The sequence below is a fragment of the Psychrobacter sp. AOP3-A1-26 genome, from assembly GCF_052378235.1.
Taxonomy (GTDB): Bacteria; Pseudomonadota; Gammaproteobacteria; order Pseudomonadales; family Moraxellaceae; genus Psychrobacter.
Map to the genome: position 1 here is coordinate 77,137 of NZ_JBQSXN010000003.1, position 18,429 is coordinate 95,565.

The 18,429-nt window shown below is 43.2% G+C and carries 15 protein-coding genes and 2 tRNA genes; 5 read left to right on the top strand and 12 right to left on the bottom strand.

The features are described from left to right. Window positions 1-13 precede the first annotated feature (13 nt). The 9 genes from panD to ACT3TU_RS01440 all read right to left on the bottom strand — a co-directional run bounded on the left by panD (window position 14) and on the right by ACT3TU_RS01440 (window position 7,702). Window positions 14-394 (bottom strand): aspartate 1-decarboxylase, encoded by a 381-nt coding sequence (gene panD / locus ACT3TU_RS01400; protein ID WP_149490449.1) that lies wholly within the window; start codon window positions 392-394, stop codon window positions 14-16. Window positions 395-541: 147 nt separating this feature from the next. Continuing rightward, window positions 542-1,123: an aminoacyl-tRNA hydrolase gene (gene pth / locus ACT3TU_RS01405; RefSeq protein ID WP_192523778.1), complete on the bottom strand. Its 582-nt coding sequence runs from the start codon at window positions 1,121-1,123 to the stop codon at window positions 542-544. A gap of 205 nt (window positions 1,124-1,328) precedes the next feature. After that, window positions 1,329-2,009, bottom strand: coding sequence for a 50S ribosomal protein L25/general stress protein Ctc (locus ACT3TU_RS01410; RefSeq protein ID WP_192523779.1), 681 nt, complete (start codon window positions 2,007-2,009; stop codon window positions 1,329-1,331). Between the two features lie 461 nt (window positions 2,010-2,470). Then, window positions 2,471-3,418: a ribose-phosphate pyrophosphokinase gene (locus tag ACT3TU_RS01415; RefSeq protein WP_192523780.1), complete on the bottom strand. Its 948-nt coding sequence runs from the start codon at window positions 3,416-3,418 to the stop codon at window positions 2,471-2,473. Between the two features lie 110 nt (window positions 3,419-3,528). After that, window positions 3,529-3,604: transfer RNA gene (locus ACT3TU_RS01420), tRNA-Gln, on the bottom strand. Window positions 3,605-3,842: 238 nt separating this feature from the next. Next, window positions 3,843-3,918: transfer RNA gene (locus ACT3TU_RS01425), tRNA-Gln, on the bottom strand. Window positions 3,919-4,067: 149 nt separating this feature from the next. Continuing rightward, complete coding sequence (ispE, locus tag ACT3TU_RS01430; RefSeq protein ID WP_192523781.1) at window positions 4,068-5,024, bottom strand: 4-(cytidine 5'-diphospho)-2-C-methyl-D-erythritol kinase; 957 nt, start codon at window positions 5,022-5,024, stop codon at window positions 4,068-4,070. Window positions 5,025-5,106: 82 nt separating this feature from the next. Further along, window positions 5,107-5,754 (bottom strand): lipoprotein insertase outer membrane protein LolB, encoded by a 648-nt coding sequence (gene lolB / locus ACT3TU_RS01435; protein ID WP_192523782.1) that lies wholly within the window; start codon window positions 5,752-5,754, stop codon window positions 5,107-5,109. Between the two features lie 208 nt (window positions 5,755-5,962). Further along, window positions 5,963-7,702, bottom strand: coding sequence for a tetratricopeptide repeat protein (locus tag ACT3TU_RS01440; RefSeq protein ID WP_225735298.1), 1,740 nt, complete (start codon window positions 7,700-7,702; stop codon window positions 5,963-5,965). Window positions 7,703-8,776: 1,074 nt separating this feature from the next. On the opposite strand from ACT3TU_RS01440, the gene hemA reads away from it, so the two are divergent. The 4 genes from hemA (at window position 8,777) to ACT3TU_RS01460 (ending at window position 13,207) form a co-directional block, all read left to right on the top strand. After that, the gene (gene hemA, locus ACT3TU_RS01445; RefSeq protein WP_192523784.1) at window positions 8,777-10,147 is read left to right on the top strand and encodes a glutamyl-tRNA reductase; all 1,371 of its coding nucleotides are present in this window, start codon (window positions 8,777-8,779) and stop codon (window positions 10,145-10,147) included. 592 nt (window positions 10,148-10,739) lie between these two features. Continuing rightward, window positions 10,740-11,876 (top strand): aminotransferase class V-fold PLP-dependent enzyme, encoded by a 1,137-nt coding sequence (locus ACT3TU_RS01450; RefSeq protein ID WP_192523785.1) that lies wholly within the window; start codon window positions 10,740-10,742, stop codon window positions 11,874-11,876. Between the two features lie 297 nt (window positions 11,877-12,173). Further along, on the top strand, window positions 12,174-12,611 hold the full coding sequence (locus ACT3TU_RS01455; RefSeq protein WP_192523786.1) for a YeeE/YedE family protein: 438 nt from the start codon (window positions 12,174-12,176) through the stop codon (window positions 12,609-12,611). A 176-nt stretch (window positions 12,612-12,787) separates the two neighbouring features. Then, complete coding sequence (locus tag ACT3TU_RS01460) at window positions 12,788-13,207, top strand: DUF6691 family protein (protein WP_192523787.1); 420 nt, start codon at window positions 12,788-12,790, stop codon at window positions 13,205-13,207. A 113-nt stretch (window positions 13,208-13,320) separates the two neighbouring features. Here ACT3TU_RS01460 and ACT3TU_RS01465 read toward each other — a convergent pair whose 3' ends face one another. Then, window positions 13,321-14,985, bottom strand: coding sequence for an AMP-binding protein (locus ACT3TU_RS01465; protein WP_192523788.1), 1,665 nt, complete (start codon window positions 14,983-14,985; stop codon window positions 13,321-13,323). A gap of 316 nt (window positions 14,986-15,301) precedes the next feature. On the opposite strand from ACT3TU_RS01465, the gene ACT3TU_RS01470 reads away from it, so the two are divergent. After that, entirely contained in the window at window positions 15,302-17,437 is a 2,136-nt protein-coding gene (locus ACT3TU_RS01470) for an NADPH-dependent 2,4-dienoyl-CoA reductase (RefSeq protein ID WP_192523789.1), read from the top strand. Window positions 17,438-17,544: 107 nt separating this feature from the next. Here ACT3TU_RS01470 and ACT3TU_RS01475 read toward each other — a convergent pair whose 3' ends face one another. After that, window positions 17,545-17,997 carry a hypothetical protein gene (locus ACT3TU_RS01475; protein WP_192523790.1) on the bottom strand — a complete coding sequence of 151 codons (453 nt, stop codon included), beginning with the start codon at window positions 17,995-17,997 and terminating at the stop codon, window positions 17,545-17,547. Then, window positions 17,990-18,388: a hypothetical protein gene (locus tag ACT3TU_RS01480; RefSeq protein ID WP_192523791.1), complete on the bottom strand. Its 399-nt coding sequence runs from the start codon at window positions 18,386-18,388 to the stop codon at window positions 17,990-17,992. Before ACT3TU_RS01480 ends, ACT3TU_RS01475 begins: the two co-directional genes overlap by 8 nt. Window positions 18,389-18,429: the final 41 nt, after the last annotated feature.

Here is an 18,429-nt window from a genome sequence, read left to right on the forward strand (position 1 = left end):
AACACTATGACAGTTAAGCCACTTGTACAGGGATAATATTGGCGGTGTCTTTAACGGTATTGTCTTCGTTGCAATAGACCAGTTTTGGCTGATACGTTTCGGCCTCGGCTTCATCAAAATGCGCGTAAGCACAGATGATAACAATATCACCTAAGTCTGCCATATGAGCGGCGGCACCGTTTAATGAGATGATACCAGAGCCGGCTTCAGCGCGGATAGCATAGGTGCGAAAGCGTTTGCCATTGGTGACATTATAGATGTCGATAGATTCGTTTTCACGCAGACCGGCAAGGTCTAACAGATCACCGTCGATACCGCATGAGCCTTCGTAGTGAAGTTCGGCATGAGTAACACGGGCGCGATGTAATTTGCATTTGAGCATATTAAGTAGCATAGGTTGCTTCCTTAGCGTAACTGATATAAATGAACCAAATCAAAAGCTTAATGGGGACAAGATTGGTAGAATAAAAGTTATTTGAATAAAAGTCACTCATAAATTATCGATTTAGCTATTTAAACAGCTCATCCGAATGACCGAATACTATTCAGGTAATTTAAAACCATTAATTTGTGCGCGTGCTTTTTCGATATCACCATCTAATAACAGTGGTAAAGCATCAAAAGCGGCGCTTAGAGCGCTATCGATGGCTGTCTGCTCATCAGGAGAGGCTTTAGAAAGCACATGCCCACTGACTTTAGACTTGTGACCAGGATGACCAATACCCACACGCAGGCGATGAAAATCGTTACCAATATGTGGGGTGATATCACGCAAACCATTATGTCCACCATGACCGCCAGCGGTTTTGAGTTTGATGCTACCAGCTGGAATATCGAGCTCATCATGGGCAATTAATAGCTCATTATTATCAATACCATAAAAATTGACCATCGGCACTACTGACTGGCCAGATTTATTCATAAAGGTCAGTGGCAGTAATAAACGCACATCGTGCCCGTGAATTTGTCCACGTCCTGTCATTCCATGGAATTTTTTGTCATGGGCAAGGGTGATATTAAACTGCTGAGCCAAATGATAGACGAACCAAAATCCTGCATTATGACGCGTAAACATATACTGCTGACCAGGATTACCAAGACCGACAATAAGCTTTATGGCCATAAAAATATCCTGCTTAAATTTAATAAATGAGTGGTAAGGTTTGAAAAGTAAGATGAATCTATGATAATTGTCCTACATAACAGCTATCCTACTTTTCAAACCTTACTTAAAAAAACAGCAGGAGATATTCATCACCTGCTGTTTTTTGACTAAACGAACCAGCTTCTATATAGCAAACGATAGGTCGCTATATAGAAGTAGTTTATTATTCGCCGTCTTTGTCTTCAGCTTCAGCACCTTGCTCAGTAGCAGGCACGTCAGCTGCATCAACGTCGTCAGCGTCTTCGTCAACTTCTTCAACCGTTGGTGGCTGCATGTTAACGATAGTACGGTCGTGTGCATCTTCCATATCAAGTTCAAAGATGATAACGCCTTCAGGCAGATCGATGTCTGATAGACGGAATAAATCACCAATTTCCATACCAGACACATCAACTTCTAAGTATTCAGGTAGCTGTGATGGTAGGCAAACGATTTCGATATCAGAAACTAGCGTAGACAAGATACCGCCAGCCTTAGTACCTGGTGCTTCTTCACGACCAGCAAAATGAACAGGAACGTTCATGTTGATTTTCTGACCTTTTACAATGCGCTGGAAGTCAGCATGCATTGGGAAGCCTTTAGCTGGATGGCGTTGCAAGTCTTTGATAACGGCTTGATGCTCTTCACCATCAACATTTAGCGTTAAAATGTGTGAAAAGAAAGCTTCGAATTCAAGTGATTTTACCAACTCGTTAATCTTGATAGAGATAGCCGTTGGCTCTTCGCCACCACCATAGATGATAGCAGGAACTAGATTCTGCTTACGTAGGCGGCGGCTCGCACCTTTACCTTGCTGTTCAGCAGAACGATCAACAGCGTTTAGTTCAAAATGATTAATGCTCATGGATGTAATCCTATAAAAAGAATGATGAAGTGTCTGGTCATAAAAAAGTGGATTTGCGACCAATCCACTAATACGTGATGATAGCTAAGACTTATCGTTGCTGCTAAAACGCACAAGGTCTAAGTTTGGCTATTTGCTCAATATAACGATTTTTATGATGTTAATTATCATAGTAGCCGTTACTTTTAAGCATGATCAGCACTTTTTAGTCGGCCGACCTTTTAAATTAAATAAACGGTCGGCACAGGCGCGCATTATACGTGATTATGTAGTAATAATAAAGACCTACGTAAAATCGCTATGCAAAAGGCCTATGCAAATAACAGCACAAAACTGTTATGCAAAAAAAGCGCCAAGTAATTAAACTTGACGCTCTATTGATACTCTATTAGTTAGAAGCTACTTATCGTTTATCCTAACGAGTATTGCTACCAAAAATTCCAGGAGTGATGGCTTAAACCTTACGCATCAAACATGGCGCTGATAGATTCTTCGTTATTGATACGGCGTAAGCTCTCAGCTAACATCGGCGCGATGCTGACTTGGCGAATTTTGCTACAAGCTTTGGCGGCATCAGACAATGGAATCGTATCGGTAACCACAATCTCATCCAATGCTGATTCGCTGATATTTTTCAGGGCGTTACCAGATAGGACAGGGTGGGTGATATAGGCCAATACGCGGCGTGCGCCATTTTCTTTTAGCGCTTCAGCGGCTTTGCATAAGGTTCCTGCGGTATCGACCATATCATCAACGATGACGCAATCACGGTCACGAACATCACCGATAATATGCATTACCTGTGATTCATTGGCACGGGCGCGGCGTTTATCAATAATCGCCATATCGGTATCGCCCAATTGCTTGGCCATGGCACGCGCACGAACCACACCGCCGACATCAGGAGAGACAACCATGATGTTGTCATAATCTTGTTTTTGTAGATCGTTTAATAGTACCGGCGTACCATAGATGTTATCGACAGGAATATCAAAGAAACCTTGAATTTGGTCTGAGTGCAAATCAACGGTCATCACCCGATCGATACTGACGATGTTGAGCATATCAGCGACGACTTTGGCTGAGATAGGCACACGAGCAGAACGTGGACGACGGTCTTGACGGGCATAACCGAAATACGGCATGACAGCAGTGATACGACCAGCACTAGAACGACGCAAAGCATCGGCCATCATCATGATTTCCATCAAATTGTCATTGGTCGGAGCACAAGTAGGCTGCATGATAAACACGTCTTTACCGCGTACGTGCTCTTTGATTTCCACGGCAATTTCGCCATCAGAAAAACGCGTGATGTCAGCTTTACCAAGAGGTATATGGAGATGATCGGCTACGGTTTTTGCTAATTCTGGGTGGGCATTACCCGTAAAAATCGCCAAATAAGGCATGACAGAAGTCCTATTGATTGACTCAAGCAGCGACCGCTAAGCAGTGTCAAACTGCTCAAATTCAGAAAAGAGTGGTGAAAAGTATTGATGACTACTATTACAGTAAAAAATGGCAGGGGTAGCTGGACTCGAACCAACGGATGTCAGGATCAAAACCTGATGCCTTACCAACTTGGCTATACCCCTGTAATGTCTAGGCTGTGTACGTCGATATCTAAAAGTAATTTCTATTAAAAGTCATTATTAGAATAGCGTCACGACCTGTTCGTTATCTGATAAACGAGTAAATCGTCTAAAACATAACTTTTCCCTAACGGTGCTCATTGCGAACTATACCGAAACTGGGATAACGTTGTCAATGTCAATAAGCAGCTATCTTAAACCACTTATCATAAATGCACTTCAAACGCTTTGAGCTTAAAAATGGCAGGGGTAGCTGGACTCGAACCAACGGATGTCAGGATCAAAACCTGATGCCTTACCAACTTGGCTATACCCCTATTGAGGCGACCTATTATAAATAAATATTCAGCTTTTGCAAGTCATTTGCGCCTTTTTCTGGCTTTTATTCGTAAACAACGAATACTGATGTGGTTTTGGTAGTCCATTTGGTACGCTGGGCGCACCTTACGCGGGCTTAACGTCCAACTTATAAACTCCCAATCACATACCCCGAGCAAGGTGCATCTTCAAGCCATTTTGCTAACAGCGCCTTATCAGTCGTAATACTCGCATCCAACGGCAAGAATACCGCGCTACCTGAGCCAGTCATTCTTGCTGTGCCGAGTGCTTGCGTCTCTAGCCCATGTAAATAACGTAATGCTTCATCGACGGCAGGGGCAAGGCTAGTGACTACAGGGGTAAAGACGTTTTGATAAGGCGCATTTAAATGTTGCCTATAATCATTAGACTGGTTTTTCATGGTTTCAATTGATAGCGGGGCGATATCTCGCTGTAGCTTGGTATGCGAAAAAATCTCAGCAGTATTGACGTGAGCATTTGGTGTCAGTACTAAATATTGCTGATCCGGCAAATCAATGGCAGTCAACTGCTCACCAATACCCATGGCAATAGCGTCTTGACCAAAGATAAATATAGGTACATCCGCACCAATACTTGTGCCAATTTTTATCAGCTCATTTTGATTAAGATTAAGTTGCCAGATTTCGTTCAGTACAATTAATGTCGTCGCGGCATTGGATGAGCCACCGCCTAAGCCTGCACCCATCGGTAAATGTTTGTCTAGAGTGATTTGTATCTGCGGCAGCTGTTTAGGTAGCTTGTTTGATTGAATGACAAACACTAGTAATGCACGGGCGGCTTTAAAGATGAGATTATCTTCTACACTGCTGGTGATGGTGTCTGCGCCAGTCAGTATTAGCAGTCGACTACAAAGGAGGTTGATATCTGCTGTGCTCTCTATAACCGTTGCTTTATTAATAACCGAAAAATGCAGGTAATCACCCCAATCGAGCAGGCGAAAAATCGTCTGCAAGTTATGATAACCATCGGCACGCTTACCCGTAATATGCAAAAACAAATTAATTTTCGCCGGTGATAAACGGGAAATGGTAGAAGCGGGCAGCGCGGCTAAGTTTTTAATCATAACTTTCAGTCATTAATAGCTATCTTAATAAGCAGTGGTGGTAGAGTGTGGGCTAAATATTGGGGCATGAATCAATGACGGTTTAATGGTTAATGGTCATTACGACTTTATTGCCTTGTGCTTGAACCGCGCTGATTTTGTTAGGCAGTTTATCAGCACCCTTATAAGTGAAGCTGGCTTGCCAATCACCGTTTACCGAGCTGATTAAACGATTTTGGGCATCCAATTGTGGAGTGCTATCGGATGGTGCTGGGCGACCAGATATCCAATACGGCATTTGTGAGATAGGCGCTTGCCAACCGGTGGCCTTTTTTAGCAAGGTTTCGGGGTCATCAGCGGTTAATGTACCGGTTTTTTCGCTCACTAAGGTAGCCGACTGACCGTTAAATTCAATATTGGTTTTACCAATACCGAGCGCACCAATCAATTCGATAGCAAAGCGATCATTTTGTTGTCCCCATGCATAAAACGCACTACCGCCTTGGGTTCCTGAGGTGTCATTACCAGGCGTTGTCACCCCAATCTTGCCAGTGATGTTAAAGTTTTCTAGCTTTTTTGGTTGCTCAGCGTTTTGACCTTGGATGGTGGTGGGCTGATTGGTTGCGCTGGCGGTTTTCATCGATTGACAGCCGGACATGATGGCCATTGTTGCGGTGATGGCCATTGTTGCGGTGATCGCAGTTAGGAGAATTAACTTATTAGACTTATAAGAAAGGGGTAGTGCTGACATGATGTTTCCTCAAAAATGGATAAATTTGCAAAATTATTGTCTAGAAAATAGGTTAGCTTAAGCGTTATTTGTTACCCAGTGATGCGTGGCTGTTAGCTTCTTATAAGTGGCTTGTAGCTTTTATGGTAACTATATTTTGCTACTTTTATCATTAACCATCGATTGTTTTTTACGGTTTTTCACTGCTATGGTCGATGTTCAACACGGCCTAATAAAGCTGTATACGGTCATTGATGTTGTGCTGCCCAAATGAAAAGCGCTGCTGTAAATCTGCGAGCAACGCCTCGACTTTTTCATTATCGCCCAACCCTTGATAAGCCCGTAGTAGCAATGTACCTGAACGCAAGGTAGGGAATACATCATAAGGTGTTTGTAAATAGTCGATAACCTGTTGGTGATTTTTATTGGCTAACGCATTGCTCGCCAGCACATTCAGTGCTTGCAGGTGCAGATCATTATCATAACGTGGGTCATCGTAGCGAATCTGAATAATAGCCGTCGCTAATGCCAACCCTTGCTCAGAGCCACGTTCATTAGCCAGTAGTAATTGTGCATAACTGAGCTGGTAAGCCAAGTTTTTAGGATCTAGTGCCTGCAAATGATTGAGAAGGGTGCGCTTAACGATATAGTCGTCTTGGTCATCAAGGAGTTGGGCACGCGCAAACAAAAGCATCTCACTATCAGGGTACTTACGAGTGGCTTTAGTTAATAAACGCAACGCTTCTTCGCTCTCGTTTTGCTGCCATAAAATATCAGCTTGCATGACAAGGCTATCAGGGGCAAATACACTAAAATCTTTGCGGAGTTTTTCTAGAGTGGCGATGGCTGCATCGATATCATCATTGAGCAATTCAAAAGCCACCACCTTTCGACGGGCTTCTAGCACTAAGTCTTCTTGCATGACGCCATTGAGATAGTATTTGGCTTGCTCAAAGCGCTGCTGGCGTTCGGCACTGATACCGAGATAATAGTAGGCTTGATCAAGATAAGTAGGGCTTTTGGCTAACTGGTTAAGTAGCACATCGGCACTGGCGTATTCTTCGATATCCAAGCTCACCAATGCGGCTAATAAAGTAATCTCGGCATCGTCACTAAAGCGGTTATGCGCTTCAAGCAATAATTGCCATGCTTCTTGGCTTTGTTTTAAATCCAGCAAATAGCGAATCTCATATAGATATAAACTTTTATTATCAGGATGACGTAGGCGCGCTTGGGCAACATAATTGATGACCGCTTCAGCCGGTTCTATTTTACGCAAGATATCGGCTTTTAAGGTGATAAAAGGCACATAATCAGGCTGGTGCTCTAAAGCGTGGTTGATATGAACAATGGCACTCTCAGGCTCATTAAACTGGTAGAGCAAACCCGCTTTTAATACAGACAAGGAGGCGTTTTCCTCGCTGTCCAGTGGTTGCAAAGCGGCGAGTAGGTCGCGTTTATCTTTATCGTTATTGGGATAAATACCGATAAGGATTTCGCTTAAATCTGCTCGAGGGTCATAACGCAAAATACGGTTTAGCGTGTCACCCGCCAATATATAGTCATGTGCTCGCAGGGCTAAATGTGCCACATAAAACCAAGCAGGTACGTGGTCAGGATTCTGGTTTTGCCACGATTGGGCAAAGTGTAATGACTTCTCGACCTTTTCGCTACGTAAAGACAGACTAAGCGCCCTTTCAAATACCGCTGTCGCATCTTCTTTGAAGGATTGCTGTTTATAAATAGTGATGGCTCGCTGAGGGTCACCACGATCTGCTGCAAATTCGGCATCCAAAACAGCATATAGGCTTGGCTCGCTAAAACTTGGCTTATTAAGGGTAGACGACGCACCGCTCGGCGCCAGACGATTGACGTCTATAGAATCTTCTATAGTTTGTATTTGACGGTTATTATTTTTATTAGAAACCTTATCAGAGGTGGCACTATCATTGGTTAGTGCTGAGGCCATTATAGGTGCATTTGTTGAAGAAGCGTTTATCAATGATGGGCTTATGGGGTTGGCATGAGCCGAATATGACAAGCATAAGCAAACGGCCAATGATAAAGTTAGCTTGTAACGGTGGCAGAGACGCTCAATGACAACACGCAATAAATCACGAAGGCTCACTTGGTCGTCATGCGCCGGATTTGATCGAAATAATGACTCAAAATAAATCATAGATAACCGTATTCGCCCATTATTTACCTAATAGTTAGGTCTCAATAAAAAAGATACATTCATAGCAACGTGCTGCGGCAGCAAAAAACCCATATCATCAGCAGTCCTAGGGCCTGTCCTCATTTTTAGCCTATTTAATCACTTTTATTCAGATTGCGGACACGCCCTAGTATTTGAATATTAAACAAACCCTAAATGTCGGTTACGAATACCCACGACAAACATTATAAGAGTAGATATATGCTACAAACAATAGTGGTCGTGTTACTCAGATATCGGCATCAGCCCCTAGAGTCAGGGTTCCTTTAGCCGCTGCACTGCTAAAAATAAGCCCTTAGAATGATTAAGCGGACTGTTTATAACGTCTTATAATATCTTATAACGTCGAATCGTCTAAAAACAGTCTCTATCAATGCCATGATTGAGTATTCAATACGGCATAATTGAACCAGGTTAAAAATATAACAATTTAGCTTCAAATAAGCGAGTGGTATGGGTCTGACTTTATAAATACTTGCTAAAATCTAGAGATTGGTTTTACAAATGGTCTCGGTAGTTGATTTATGACATCTGCGCCCAGATACAGACAAATAGCCTTCGCAGAGGGGCGAGAGTTAAATAAAGCTGGCAATGATGATATAATAAGCGGCTTTTAGGGTTTTGCTTTGGCAGGGCTCTTTAAATATACTTTTTTTGAATAGATTTTTTCAAAGGCAGTTTATCCAGTGCTGTGTTTGCAGCTATGGTTAGATTTGCAGCTATTTTTGAAAAAATATCTTTGATAAGTTGCTGGTTAAAATTGTTTGTTAAAGCTCTAATAGAGTTTGGCTGGCAGGTGAACGTTATATTTATGGTCTATCAATAATGAGATTAGTGGTCATTGGGGTCAATCACAAAACTGCACCAGTCGCTCTACGTGAGCGCTTGGTGCTTGTGGGTGACGATGTGGCTCTCGGGCTTAGGCAGCTACAAGGCTTTACTGATGGTAGCGTGATAGTCTCGACTTGTAACCGCACTGAGATTTATGCGCTAGTCCCACAGATATCAGGCGCGCCAATATCAGAACAGCAAGTTGCTACTGTTGTCTCTACCAATAATACTAGTAGCTCTCAGACCTCTTCAGCGGCCATCAGCGCCCATATCTTAAAAATCAAACAGTGGCTGGCGGATTTTAAGCAGTTGCCACTAAGTGAAGTCGACCCTTATCTGTATGTCCATCGTGATACTCATGCTTTGACGCATTGGCTGAGAGTCGCCGCTGGGCTTGATTCTATGATACTGGGTGAGCCGCAAATACTGGGTCAAATCAAGCGCTCCGTCCATCTGGCGCAAGATCAAAACGCACTCAGTAATCAGCTGGGCTGGGTTGTCGATCAAGTCTATGCTGCTGCTAAGCGGGTACGTAACGAAACCCAAGTTGGCGCTCAAGCGGTATCGCTTAGCTATGCTGCGGCCAAATTGGTGACGCAAATATTTGACGATTTATCCAATCGCACCTTATTGGTGGTTGCCGCAGGCGAGATGAATCGCTTGGTGGCGACGCATATTGCTGGGCTTGGGGTTGGGCGGGTTATTATTTGTAACCGTAATCCTGAGCGCGCTGAAGCTTTAGCTGCCGAGCTGCGTCGACCAGGACGTCTCGTTGAGGTCAAGCCTCTACAACAGCTACCGCAAGTATTGGCAGAAGCCGATATTGTCAGTAGCTGTAGTGGGAGTATGGATTTACTGATTGATAAAACCATGACGCTGCGAGCGCTTAAAATTCGTCGCTATCAACCGATGCTGATGATCGATTTGGCAGTTCCACGCGATATTGACTCGACCATTAGCCGCATCGATGATGTGTATTTGTATTCTGTCGATGATTTGCAGCATGTGATTGCCGGTAATATTGAGCAACGCCGCCAAGCAGCGGTAGATGCTGAGCTGTTAGTCAGCCAGTTGGTTGTTGAGATGGATCGGCGTTTTCAAGTGCGTCAAGTGGGCAAGGACATTCAAAAGTATCGGGCGCGCACCCACGATCAAGTCGATAAACTGCTGCATGAGTCTATTGCTAAGCTGCAACAGGATAACGCCAGTCCTGAAGACATTATCACTGAATTGTCACGGCGTTTGACCCAGACGTTAACGCACGCACCATCGAAATTGATGCGAAAAGCGGCGCGCGAGGGTGATAATGAATTGCTAGACTTTGTGGTATCAGGGCTACAAGATGCTCACCGTAGCCATCGATAGTTGTCATCTATTTATCAATAATTTTTAAATCACATAAACGCTATTCCCATGCAAAATTATTATGCAAATATAGCGTTGTCAACCTGCATTATCAGTGCTAATATCAAGCTGTTATGAATATATTAAGTAGTGATAATTTGCTGTTATGCTGTAATAGTACGTCGCTGACTACTATTTTTTTAAAAATTACGTTTTAAAAAATCCCAGCGCATTTATTCTCACTTAATATCTGCTCATTTCACTAGCTATCAATGACCATTATTATCCTTCTACCTCTGCGTAGCAATAATGATGGTGCGCACATCATATGCGTTTTCGTTTAACGTTAAGAACACCAACGACGTAAAAGATACAACCATCAACGGCAATAGCGCTAGGATAAAGTGCTATATCGTCAACCCAGCGTCAAACTCTCGATTATTACTCGATATTAGTACTTAGTTCATACTATCTATAGTAGTATTTGGCTATCCTATTTTTTGGTCAAAAAAACATTTAATCAAAATAATAGTTGGCCTAAATTTGCTAAGATAATATCTAAATTTTGTTCAAACCCATACTTAAAAAACATTACAACAGACAGGAGCGTCACATGACTGCATTACGTCAAGATATTGATCCAAACGGCTTATTAGAATACTCAGTGGTTTATACCGACCGCGCCCTCAATCATATGTCAAAAGCCTTTCAAGAGGTGATGAATGATTTATTGAGCAACCTAAAAACAGTTTATAACGCTGAAGCAGCGGTTATCATTCCAGGTTCTGGTACTTATGGTATGGAAGCGGTCGCCCGCCAGCTGACCATTGACGAAGACTGCCTAATCATCCGTAATGGTTGGTTTAGTTATCGTTGGACGCAAATTCTAGAAAAAGGTAAATTTGCCAAATCGTCTACAGTCTTAACGGCTGAGCGTGCTGATGATGGTGAAGCACCAAAACCATTCGCGCCAGTCGATATCGACAGTGCTGTTGCCAAAATTAAAGAAGACAAACCAGCTATCGTTTATGCCCCGCACGTTGAAACCTCATCGGGTATTATTTTAACAGAAGACTACATCAAAGCATTGAGTGAAGCAGTACATAGCGTTGGTGGTTTATTGGTCATCGACTGTATCGCCTCAGGTTGCGTATGGCTCGATATGAAAGACTTGGGTATTGATGTCCTAATCAGTGCGCCGCAAAAAGGTTGGAGCAGTACCCCATGTGCAGGTCTTGTCATGCTAAGCGACGCTGCAATCAAAAAAGTAGAAAGTACTGAATCTAATTGCTTCAGTCTTGATTTGAAACAATGGCTAACGGTCATGCGCGCTTATGAAAATGGCGGTCATGCGTACCATGCCACCATGCCAACTGATAGCTTACGCCAGTTCCGCGATACTATTAACGAGGCCAAAGAAATTGGCTTTGATAAACTATGCGCGGCACAGTGGGAATTGGGCAACCGCATCCGTGAAGTATTGGCTGGCAAAGGTTTTGAAAGTGTGGCGGCTGATGGCTTTAAAGCGCCAGGCGTTGTGGTCTCTTATACCGACCGTGATGATATCCATAAGGGCAGTGCCTTTGCTGAAGCTGGATTACAAATTGCCGCTGGCGTACCATTAAATGTTGGTGAGCCTGATAACTTTAAAACCTTCCGTTTGGGTCTGTTTGGTTTAGATAAACTAACGGACGTTGACGGTGCGGTAGAGCGTTTTGAAAAAGCACTCGATGAAGTATTAGCAAAATAATTTGAGCAGTTGACTGGTTTATTAGCCAATAGGTTTATTTAGCCAGTCAGTAATCAAATAAAGAGATACTGAGCCTTGCATACGCGGGGTTCAGTATTTTTTTACCTATTTATTATGTTTTATTATATAATGTTTTATTATAAATCGATTTCTAAAACTGTTCTTATAGCATTCACAAAAATTAGAGTAGCAAGGAAAACGAGTGCAAGTGCTACGTACTGTAGACTAAACGAGTTTGACCCAGCTAATCGTACTTTTTGAGTTTGGTATTAATAAAAATTGGCTTAGGTAACTATTATGAGTATACAAATAGACTGGCAAGCATTTACGCCACTCTCTTTAGTAGGTGGTCTGATACTGGGCGTCGCAACCGTCATCCTGTTATTAGGTATTGGGCGTATTGCTGGGATTAGTGGTATTTTCTCAAGTTTATTAAAGCCCAAGCGTGTAGAGATGTGGCAGGTATTATTTATACTGGGTCTGGTCGTCTCGCCACTATTTTATAGTTTGGTAAAACCGTTACCTGATATAGAAGTTAGTACCTCACTGCCGTTATTAATTGGCGCGGGGTTGCTGGTCGGTTTTGGCACACGTTTAGGCTCAGGCTGTACCAGTGGACATGGTATCTGTGGTAATGCGCGCCTGTCTCCACGTTCGATGGCGGCGACGGTGACTTTTATGTTCTTTGGTATTGTGACGGTTTATTTGGGTCGGCATATTTTGAGTGTGTTTTGAATCACAGTATGAGTAATAAGTATGTCATTTATACACGAGGCGGATAAAAAATTTCTGGCGTACTGTGCCTGCGCAGACAGAGGCTGCAAAAATTTCTATCCGCCTCTCTATAACCTTTTAAAACGAATTAACTATACCAGCGAAAAATTAATAAAAGAGAATAGCGAGAAATAATAATGCTAAAAAATATAATTGGATTACTAGCAGGGTTACTATTTGGTTTTGGACTGCTGATATCTGGAATGACCGATCCTGTTAAAGTACAAGGGTTTTTGGACGTCTTTGGGGCGTGGGATATTTCACTTGCGCTAGTGATGGGCGGTGGTTTGATAGTGGCAATCGTCGGTGTACAACTGGCGAAGCGTCAACAGACCAGCTGGATTGGCACGTTAATTGAAATGCCAAGTAAAACGATGATTAATAAAAAACTATTAATCGGCGCGATGCTATTTGGTATCGGTTGGGGTTTGGTTGGTATTTGCCCAGGTCCCGGTATCGTGCTACTTGGAACAGGACAGTGGCAGGCTTATGTCTTTATCCCAGCGATGATAGCGGGCATGCTAATCTATCAATGGCTTGAGCCCAAGCTTAATTAGCATGGGCTGGTTTAATAATATCCTCAAAAATAAGTTAGCTTTGTCAAACTCGCTAAACCTACCGATTGTAGTGCTTACGCTCGTTTTCCTTGCCACCTTAGCTTTTGAAGATATTATTTTGTGCTAAAAGTTACTTTTGGCGTTTCATGGGCCAGTGATTTAGCGGCTTGGCGTAGCTCAAACTTCTGCACTTTACCGGTACTGGTCTTCGGTATTTCGGCAAAAACGATATATTTTGGCACTTTAAAACCCGCTAAATATTGTGTGCAATGCTCCATTACATGGTCACGCTGTAAAGTGCTGCCAGCATAAATCTCGATAAAGGCAACGGGCACTTCGCCCCATTTATCATGCGGTGCGGCGACGACAGCACAGCTTTGAATTTCTGGCATTTTATATAAGACGTTTTCGACTTCAATACTGGAGATGTTTTCACCGCCTGAGATGATGATATCTTTGAGGCGATCCATAATTTTAATATAGCCATCAGGATATTTAACGCCCAAATCACCAGTACGAAACCAGCCATCAGCAAAGGCCGCTTCGGTGGCTTTTCGGCTTTTTAGATAGCCTTTCATCACCATATTGCCGCGCAGTGCCAACTCACCCATTTCTTCACCATCGGCAGCAACGGGTTCAGTCGTTCCTTGCTTAAACACATCAAATCCTGTCATAAGATGAGAGGTGACGCCTTGGCGTGATTTTTTCTGTGACCGTTCTGCGACATCGAGCGCATTCCATTCTTCTTGCTCCGCACAGACGGTGACCGGTCCATAGACTTCGGTCAGTCCATAGACGTGGGAGATATGAAAACCCATTTCCTCCATAGCAGCGAGCATGGTTTCAGAGGGCGGCGCACCAGCGACCCAGCCGTTGACTTCGTGGGTGATGGCGTCTTTATATTCAGGCTTGCCGCTGGCAATCATATTGTGTACCACAGGCGCTGAGCAATAATGGCTGACTTTATACTTGGCAATCAATTGCAAAATTAAATCCGCATTAATCTGACGCAAACAGACGTTGACGCCTGCGCGCTCTGCAATCGTCCACGGAAAGCACCAGCCATTACAATGAAATAATGGCAGCGTCCATAGGTACATCGTATGCTTGGGCATGTCCCAATCTAGAATATTGGAGATGGCATTGAGCGTCGCGCCGCGATGATGGTAGACCACGCCCTTGGGTTTGCCAGTCGTACCAGAGGTATAGTTGAGGGCGATGGCGTCCCATTCGTCTAATGGTTTTTCCCAGTTGTCTAAGCTGTCGGAGCTGGCAATGAGTTCGTCATAAGTCATTTGCCCAAAACGCTCGGTATCGACGGCAGCATCGGTGGCATGAATAACAGTAAGGTTAGGAAAAGCTTCATCAATAATTTCAGCGTGCTCAGCAAACTCACTGTCTAAAATTAATACTTTGGCTTCTGAGTGCTGCAAGCAAAAGGTCAGCGCATTGATATCGAGTCGGGTGTTCAGTGTACACAGCACGCCGCCTGACATCGGCACCCCAAAGGCACACTCAACCATCGCTGGCGTGTTCGGCATCATAACCGCCACCGTGTCGTTTTTATCAATGCCCAATTTACGCAGACCATCCGCTAGCTGCCGGCAACGATCGTAAGTCTGCTGCCAGCTTTGGGTTAGGTTATTATGTTCTAGGTCATCATAGATGATGGCGGTTTTATCAGGATAAACCTGCGCGCTGCGGATGATAAAATCAATAGGGGTAAGCGGTTGATGGTTGGCAGGATTTTTGCCAAGACCGGTGTGAAAGTCAGTCATTGTGATAGTCCTTTATCGTTGTTCTAGTATTCGGTAATACCATTTTTTATCGAAACTACTGTATCAGTAACTGGTTATTATAGACAATCGCGGTGAAAGATTGGGCTGATTTTGTGGTGTTTACTTAACCAAATGCTATCGATCAGTGAGGTCAATAGCTGTCATCGATAGCTAGGAGAACATAGTGTTCACTCATCAGTCGCTTGTCTGCATAGCTGATAATAATGGCGGTGTGTTACGATAGTGGTAACGCTAAATCCCATAGCCGCTCTACTTTTAAGAAGTAGTTTGATAAACCATTCATAAGGAAAATGATATGTCCGCCAGCCATACTGCCAATACCATTGAGACTGCTAGCACCAATGAACACTATCCGCATTTATTTGAGCCACTGGATTTGGGCTTTACCACGCTAAAAAATCGCATGGTCATGGGCTCAATGCATACGGGTCTTGAAGACCGTTTTTATAATTACGGTAAGTTGGCGGCATATTTTGCAGAGCGTGCCAAAGGCGGCGTGGCGATGATGATCACGGGCGGCATCTCGCCCAATCGCGAAGGCTGGTTGCTGCCTGCTGGCGGTACGATGAATACCAAAGCTGACGTCATTAATCATCAGCGTGTGACCCGTGCTGCGCATAAATATGATAGCAAAATCATCATGCAAATATTGCACAGTGGTCGTTATGGTTATCATCCATTTGTGGTGTCATCAAGTCCGATAAAATCACCAATCTCACCATTTAAACCGCGTAAGATGAGTATCAAAAACATCGAGCAGACGGTAAAAGACTATGCACGCTGTGCAAAATTGTCTAAGCAAGCGGGTTATGACGGCGTTGAAATCATGGGCTCAGAAGGCTATTTACTCAATCAGTTTTTATCGCGTCATGTCAATAAGCGCGACGACGAATACGGCGGTGATATTCAAGGTCGTATGAAGCTGGCTGTCGATGTGGTCAAAGCAGTACGCGAAGCGGCCGGTGAAGATTTTATTATTTTGTTCCGCTTATCAGTGATTGATTTGGTCAAAGACGGCAACGTCATGGATGAAGTTATCACCGTCGCCAAAGCCTTAGAAGAGGCGGGCGTGACCATCATGAATACCGGTATCGGCTGGCATGAAGCGCGCGTCCCAACGATTGTTACCAGCGTACCGCGTGCCGCGTTTGTTGATTTTACCGCTGAAATTAAAAAGCACATCAGTATCCCGATGATGGCCGCCAACCGTATCAATATGCCAGAAACGGCTGAAGAAATCGTCGCTAGTGGTCAAGCAGATATGATTCAGATGGCGCGCCCATTCTTAGCCGATGCGCATTGGGTTAATAAAGCCAAAAACGGTCAAGCCGATCGCATCAATACCTGTATCGCTTGTAACCAAGCTTGCCTAGACCATACTTTTGAAAATAAACGCTCGACTTGTCTGGTCAATCCACAAGCTTGCTACGAGACTGAGTTGGTTTATAAGAAAACCAAAAAACCTAAAAAAGTTGCCGTTATCGGTGGTGGTGTGGCTGGTATGTCAGCCGCTCATGTCGCTGCCTTGCGTGGTCATGATGTGACTTTATTTGAAGCAAAAGATATCTTGGGTGGGCAGTTTAACTACGCCAAAGTTATCCCTGGTAAAGAGGAGTTCTTTGAAACCATTCGCTACTATATCAACGAGCTTGAGCACTTAGGCGTTGAGATTAAACTCAATAGCAAAGTCGATAAAGACATGTTAGAGAAAGCCAAATTCCATCACGTCATCGTTGCTACTGGTGTCGTTCCTAGAAGTCTTGCAGGTAAATTGGAAGGCGCTGATTTACCACAAGTGATGAGCTATGCTGAATTGCTCTCTGGTGAAAAATCAGTCGGTGATACCGTTGCTGTCATCGGTGCGGGCGGTATTGGTTTTGATGTTAGTGAATATCTCACAGCGCGCCATGGTCAGCCGCTCGATGAGCTAGGCCCTGAATTGCTAAAAGATCCAAGCTATCGTCCAAAAGCGCAATCGGTCAGCGAATGGCGTGAAGAGTGGGGCGTAACGGAGGATACTGAGTATCAAACCGATGGTGGGTTGATTAAGCCTGAGGCCATTAAACCTATTCGTCAGGTATATTTAATGCAGCGTACCAAAGGTCGCTTGGGCCGTGGTCTCAATAAAACCTCGGGCTGGGTACATCGTGCGCACATTAAATCGCATGGTGTCATCCAAGTATCAGGCGCGCAGTACGATAAAATCACCAATGAGGGTATTTGGATCACCAACAATCAAGGTCAAAGCCAGTTGCTACGTGTCGATAGCGTCGTGGTCTGTGCTGGTCAAGAATCAGTGGTTGAGCTGATGCCAAATGTTGGTGATGCACCAGACGCGCAATATCACCTAATCGGTGGCGCAAAGCTAGCCGCTGAGCTAGATGCCAAACGCGCCATTCGTGATGGCGCAGAGGTTGCGGCGAGTATTTAGAATTTAAATTAGAGCTTATAAGAGCGGCAAGGTAGATTATCTTGCTGTTTTTTTATATAGTTAGAGTTCGGATATTTAGTACTTTGTAAGATTGTAAATCTCAATCATCATTTGCCAATAGCTATCATAGTACTAACGCCAGTAAATGTATTGCCGGATAAAGTGTTGCCTACAATAGTTAATGACGATAATCCTCCATAAATATTTAAACCAATGGGTGTAAGGTTTATTATATTAATAACCAAATTATCGTCCATTATTTTAAATTGAAGCAAAGGTTGGTCTAAGAAAGTCACTTCATTACCATACTCGGTAGTATTTAGTTCATACTTAACATCATTAACTTTATTTTTTGATATTATATTGTGCCATCTATTTGTATTATTTCCTTTTATTGGTGCATTAAACCATAATAATGTTTTGTGACTTTCATTGTCACGTCCTATGAGAAAAACAGGATTACCTTCAACCTCAAAAATTATTTCACCTTCATTGAACGTGTTGCTGCAAACCCAGACTTTATTAAAAGGACTATATTCTTTAGGCAATTGCTTATTCATTTCCGAATCCTGCTGCTTTAGGTTTGTTTTCTGAGAAGTGCTTCTCAATTCTTGAGATCGTTTTTTTCTTATCTGAAGGTGATATTATATATAAAGCCTCGAATATTACTGCCAATACTATGAGGATTAGTAGAGTGAGTCCTTCGGTGTTTGATACAGTTTCGATCCCATTAAAATATTTATGGTTTAGCCATTTAGCTAATACTGTAATAGAAAAAACACTCGTACCAGTAAAAAAAGTGTGTGCCCAAATTGGTAGTAAGCTATTAACCTTTGTTAATTTTAGGAAATCACTATTTTCTAGAGGGAAAGGGGTATGAACTGTAGCTCCTCGATAAAGGCCATCAGAGCTTATTCTTATTGTTTCATTTCCTTGTTTTTTACCATCCACTAGTCAATATCCTTTATACGTGCTATTCAATTTATATATTT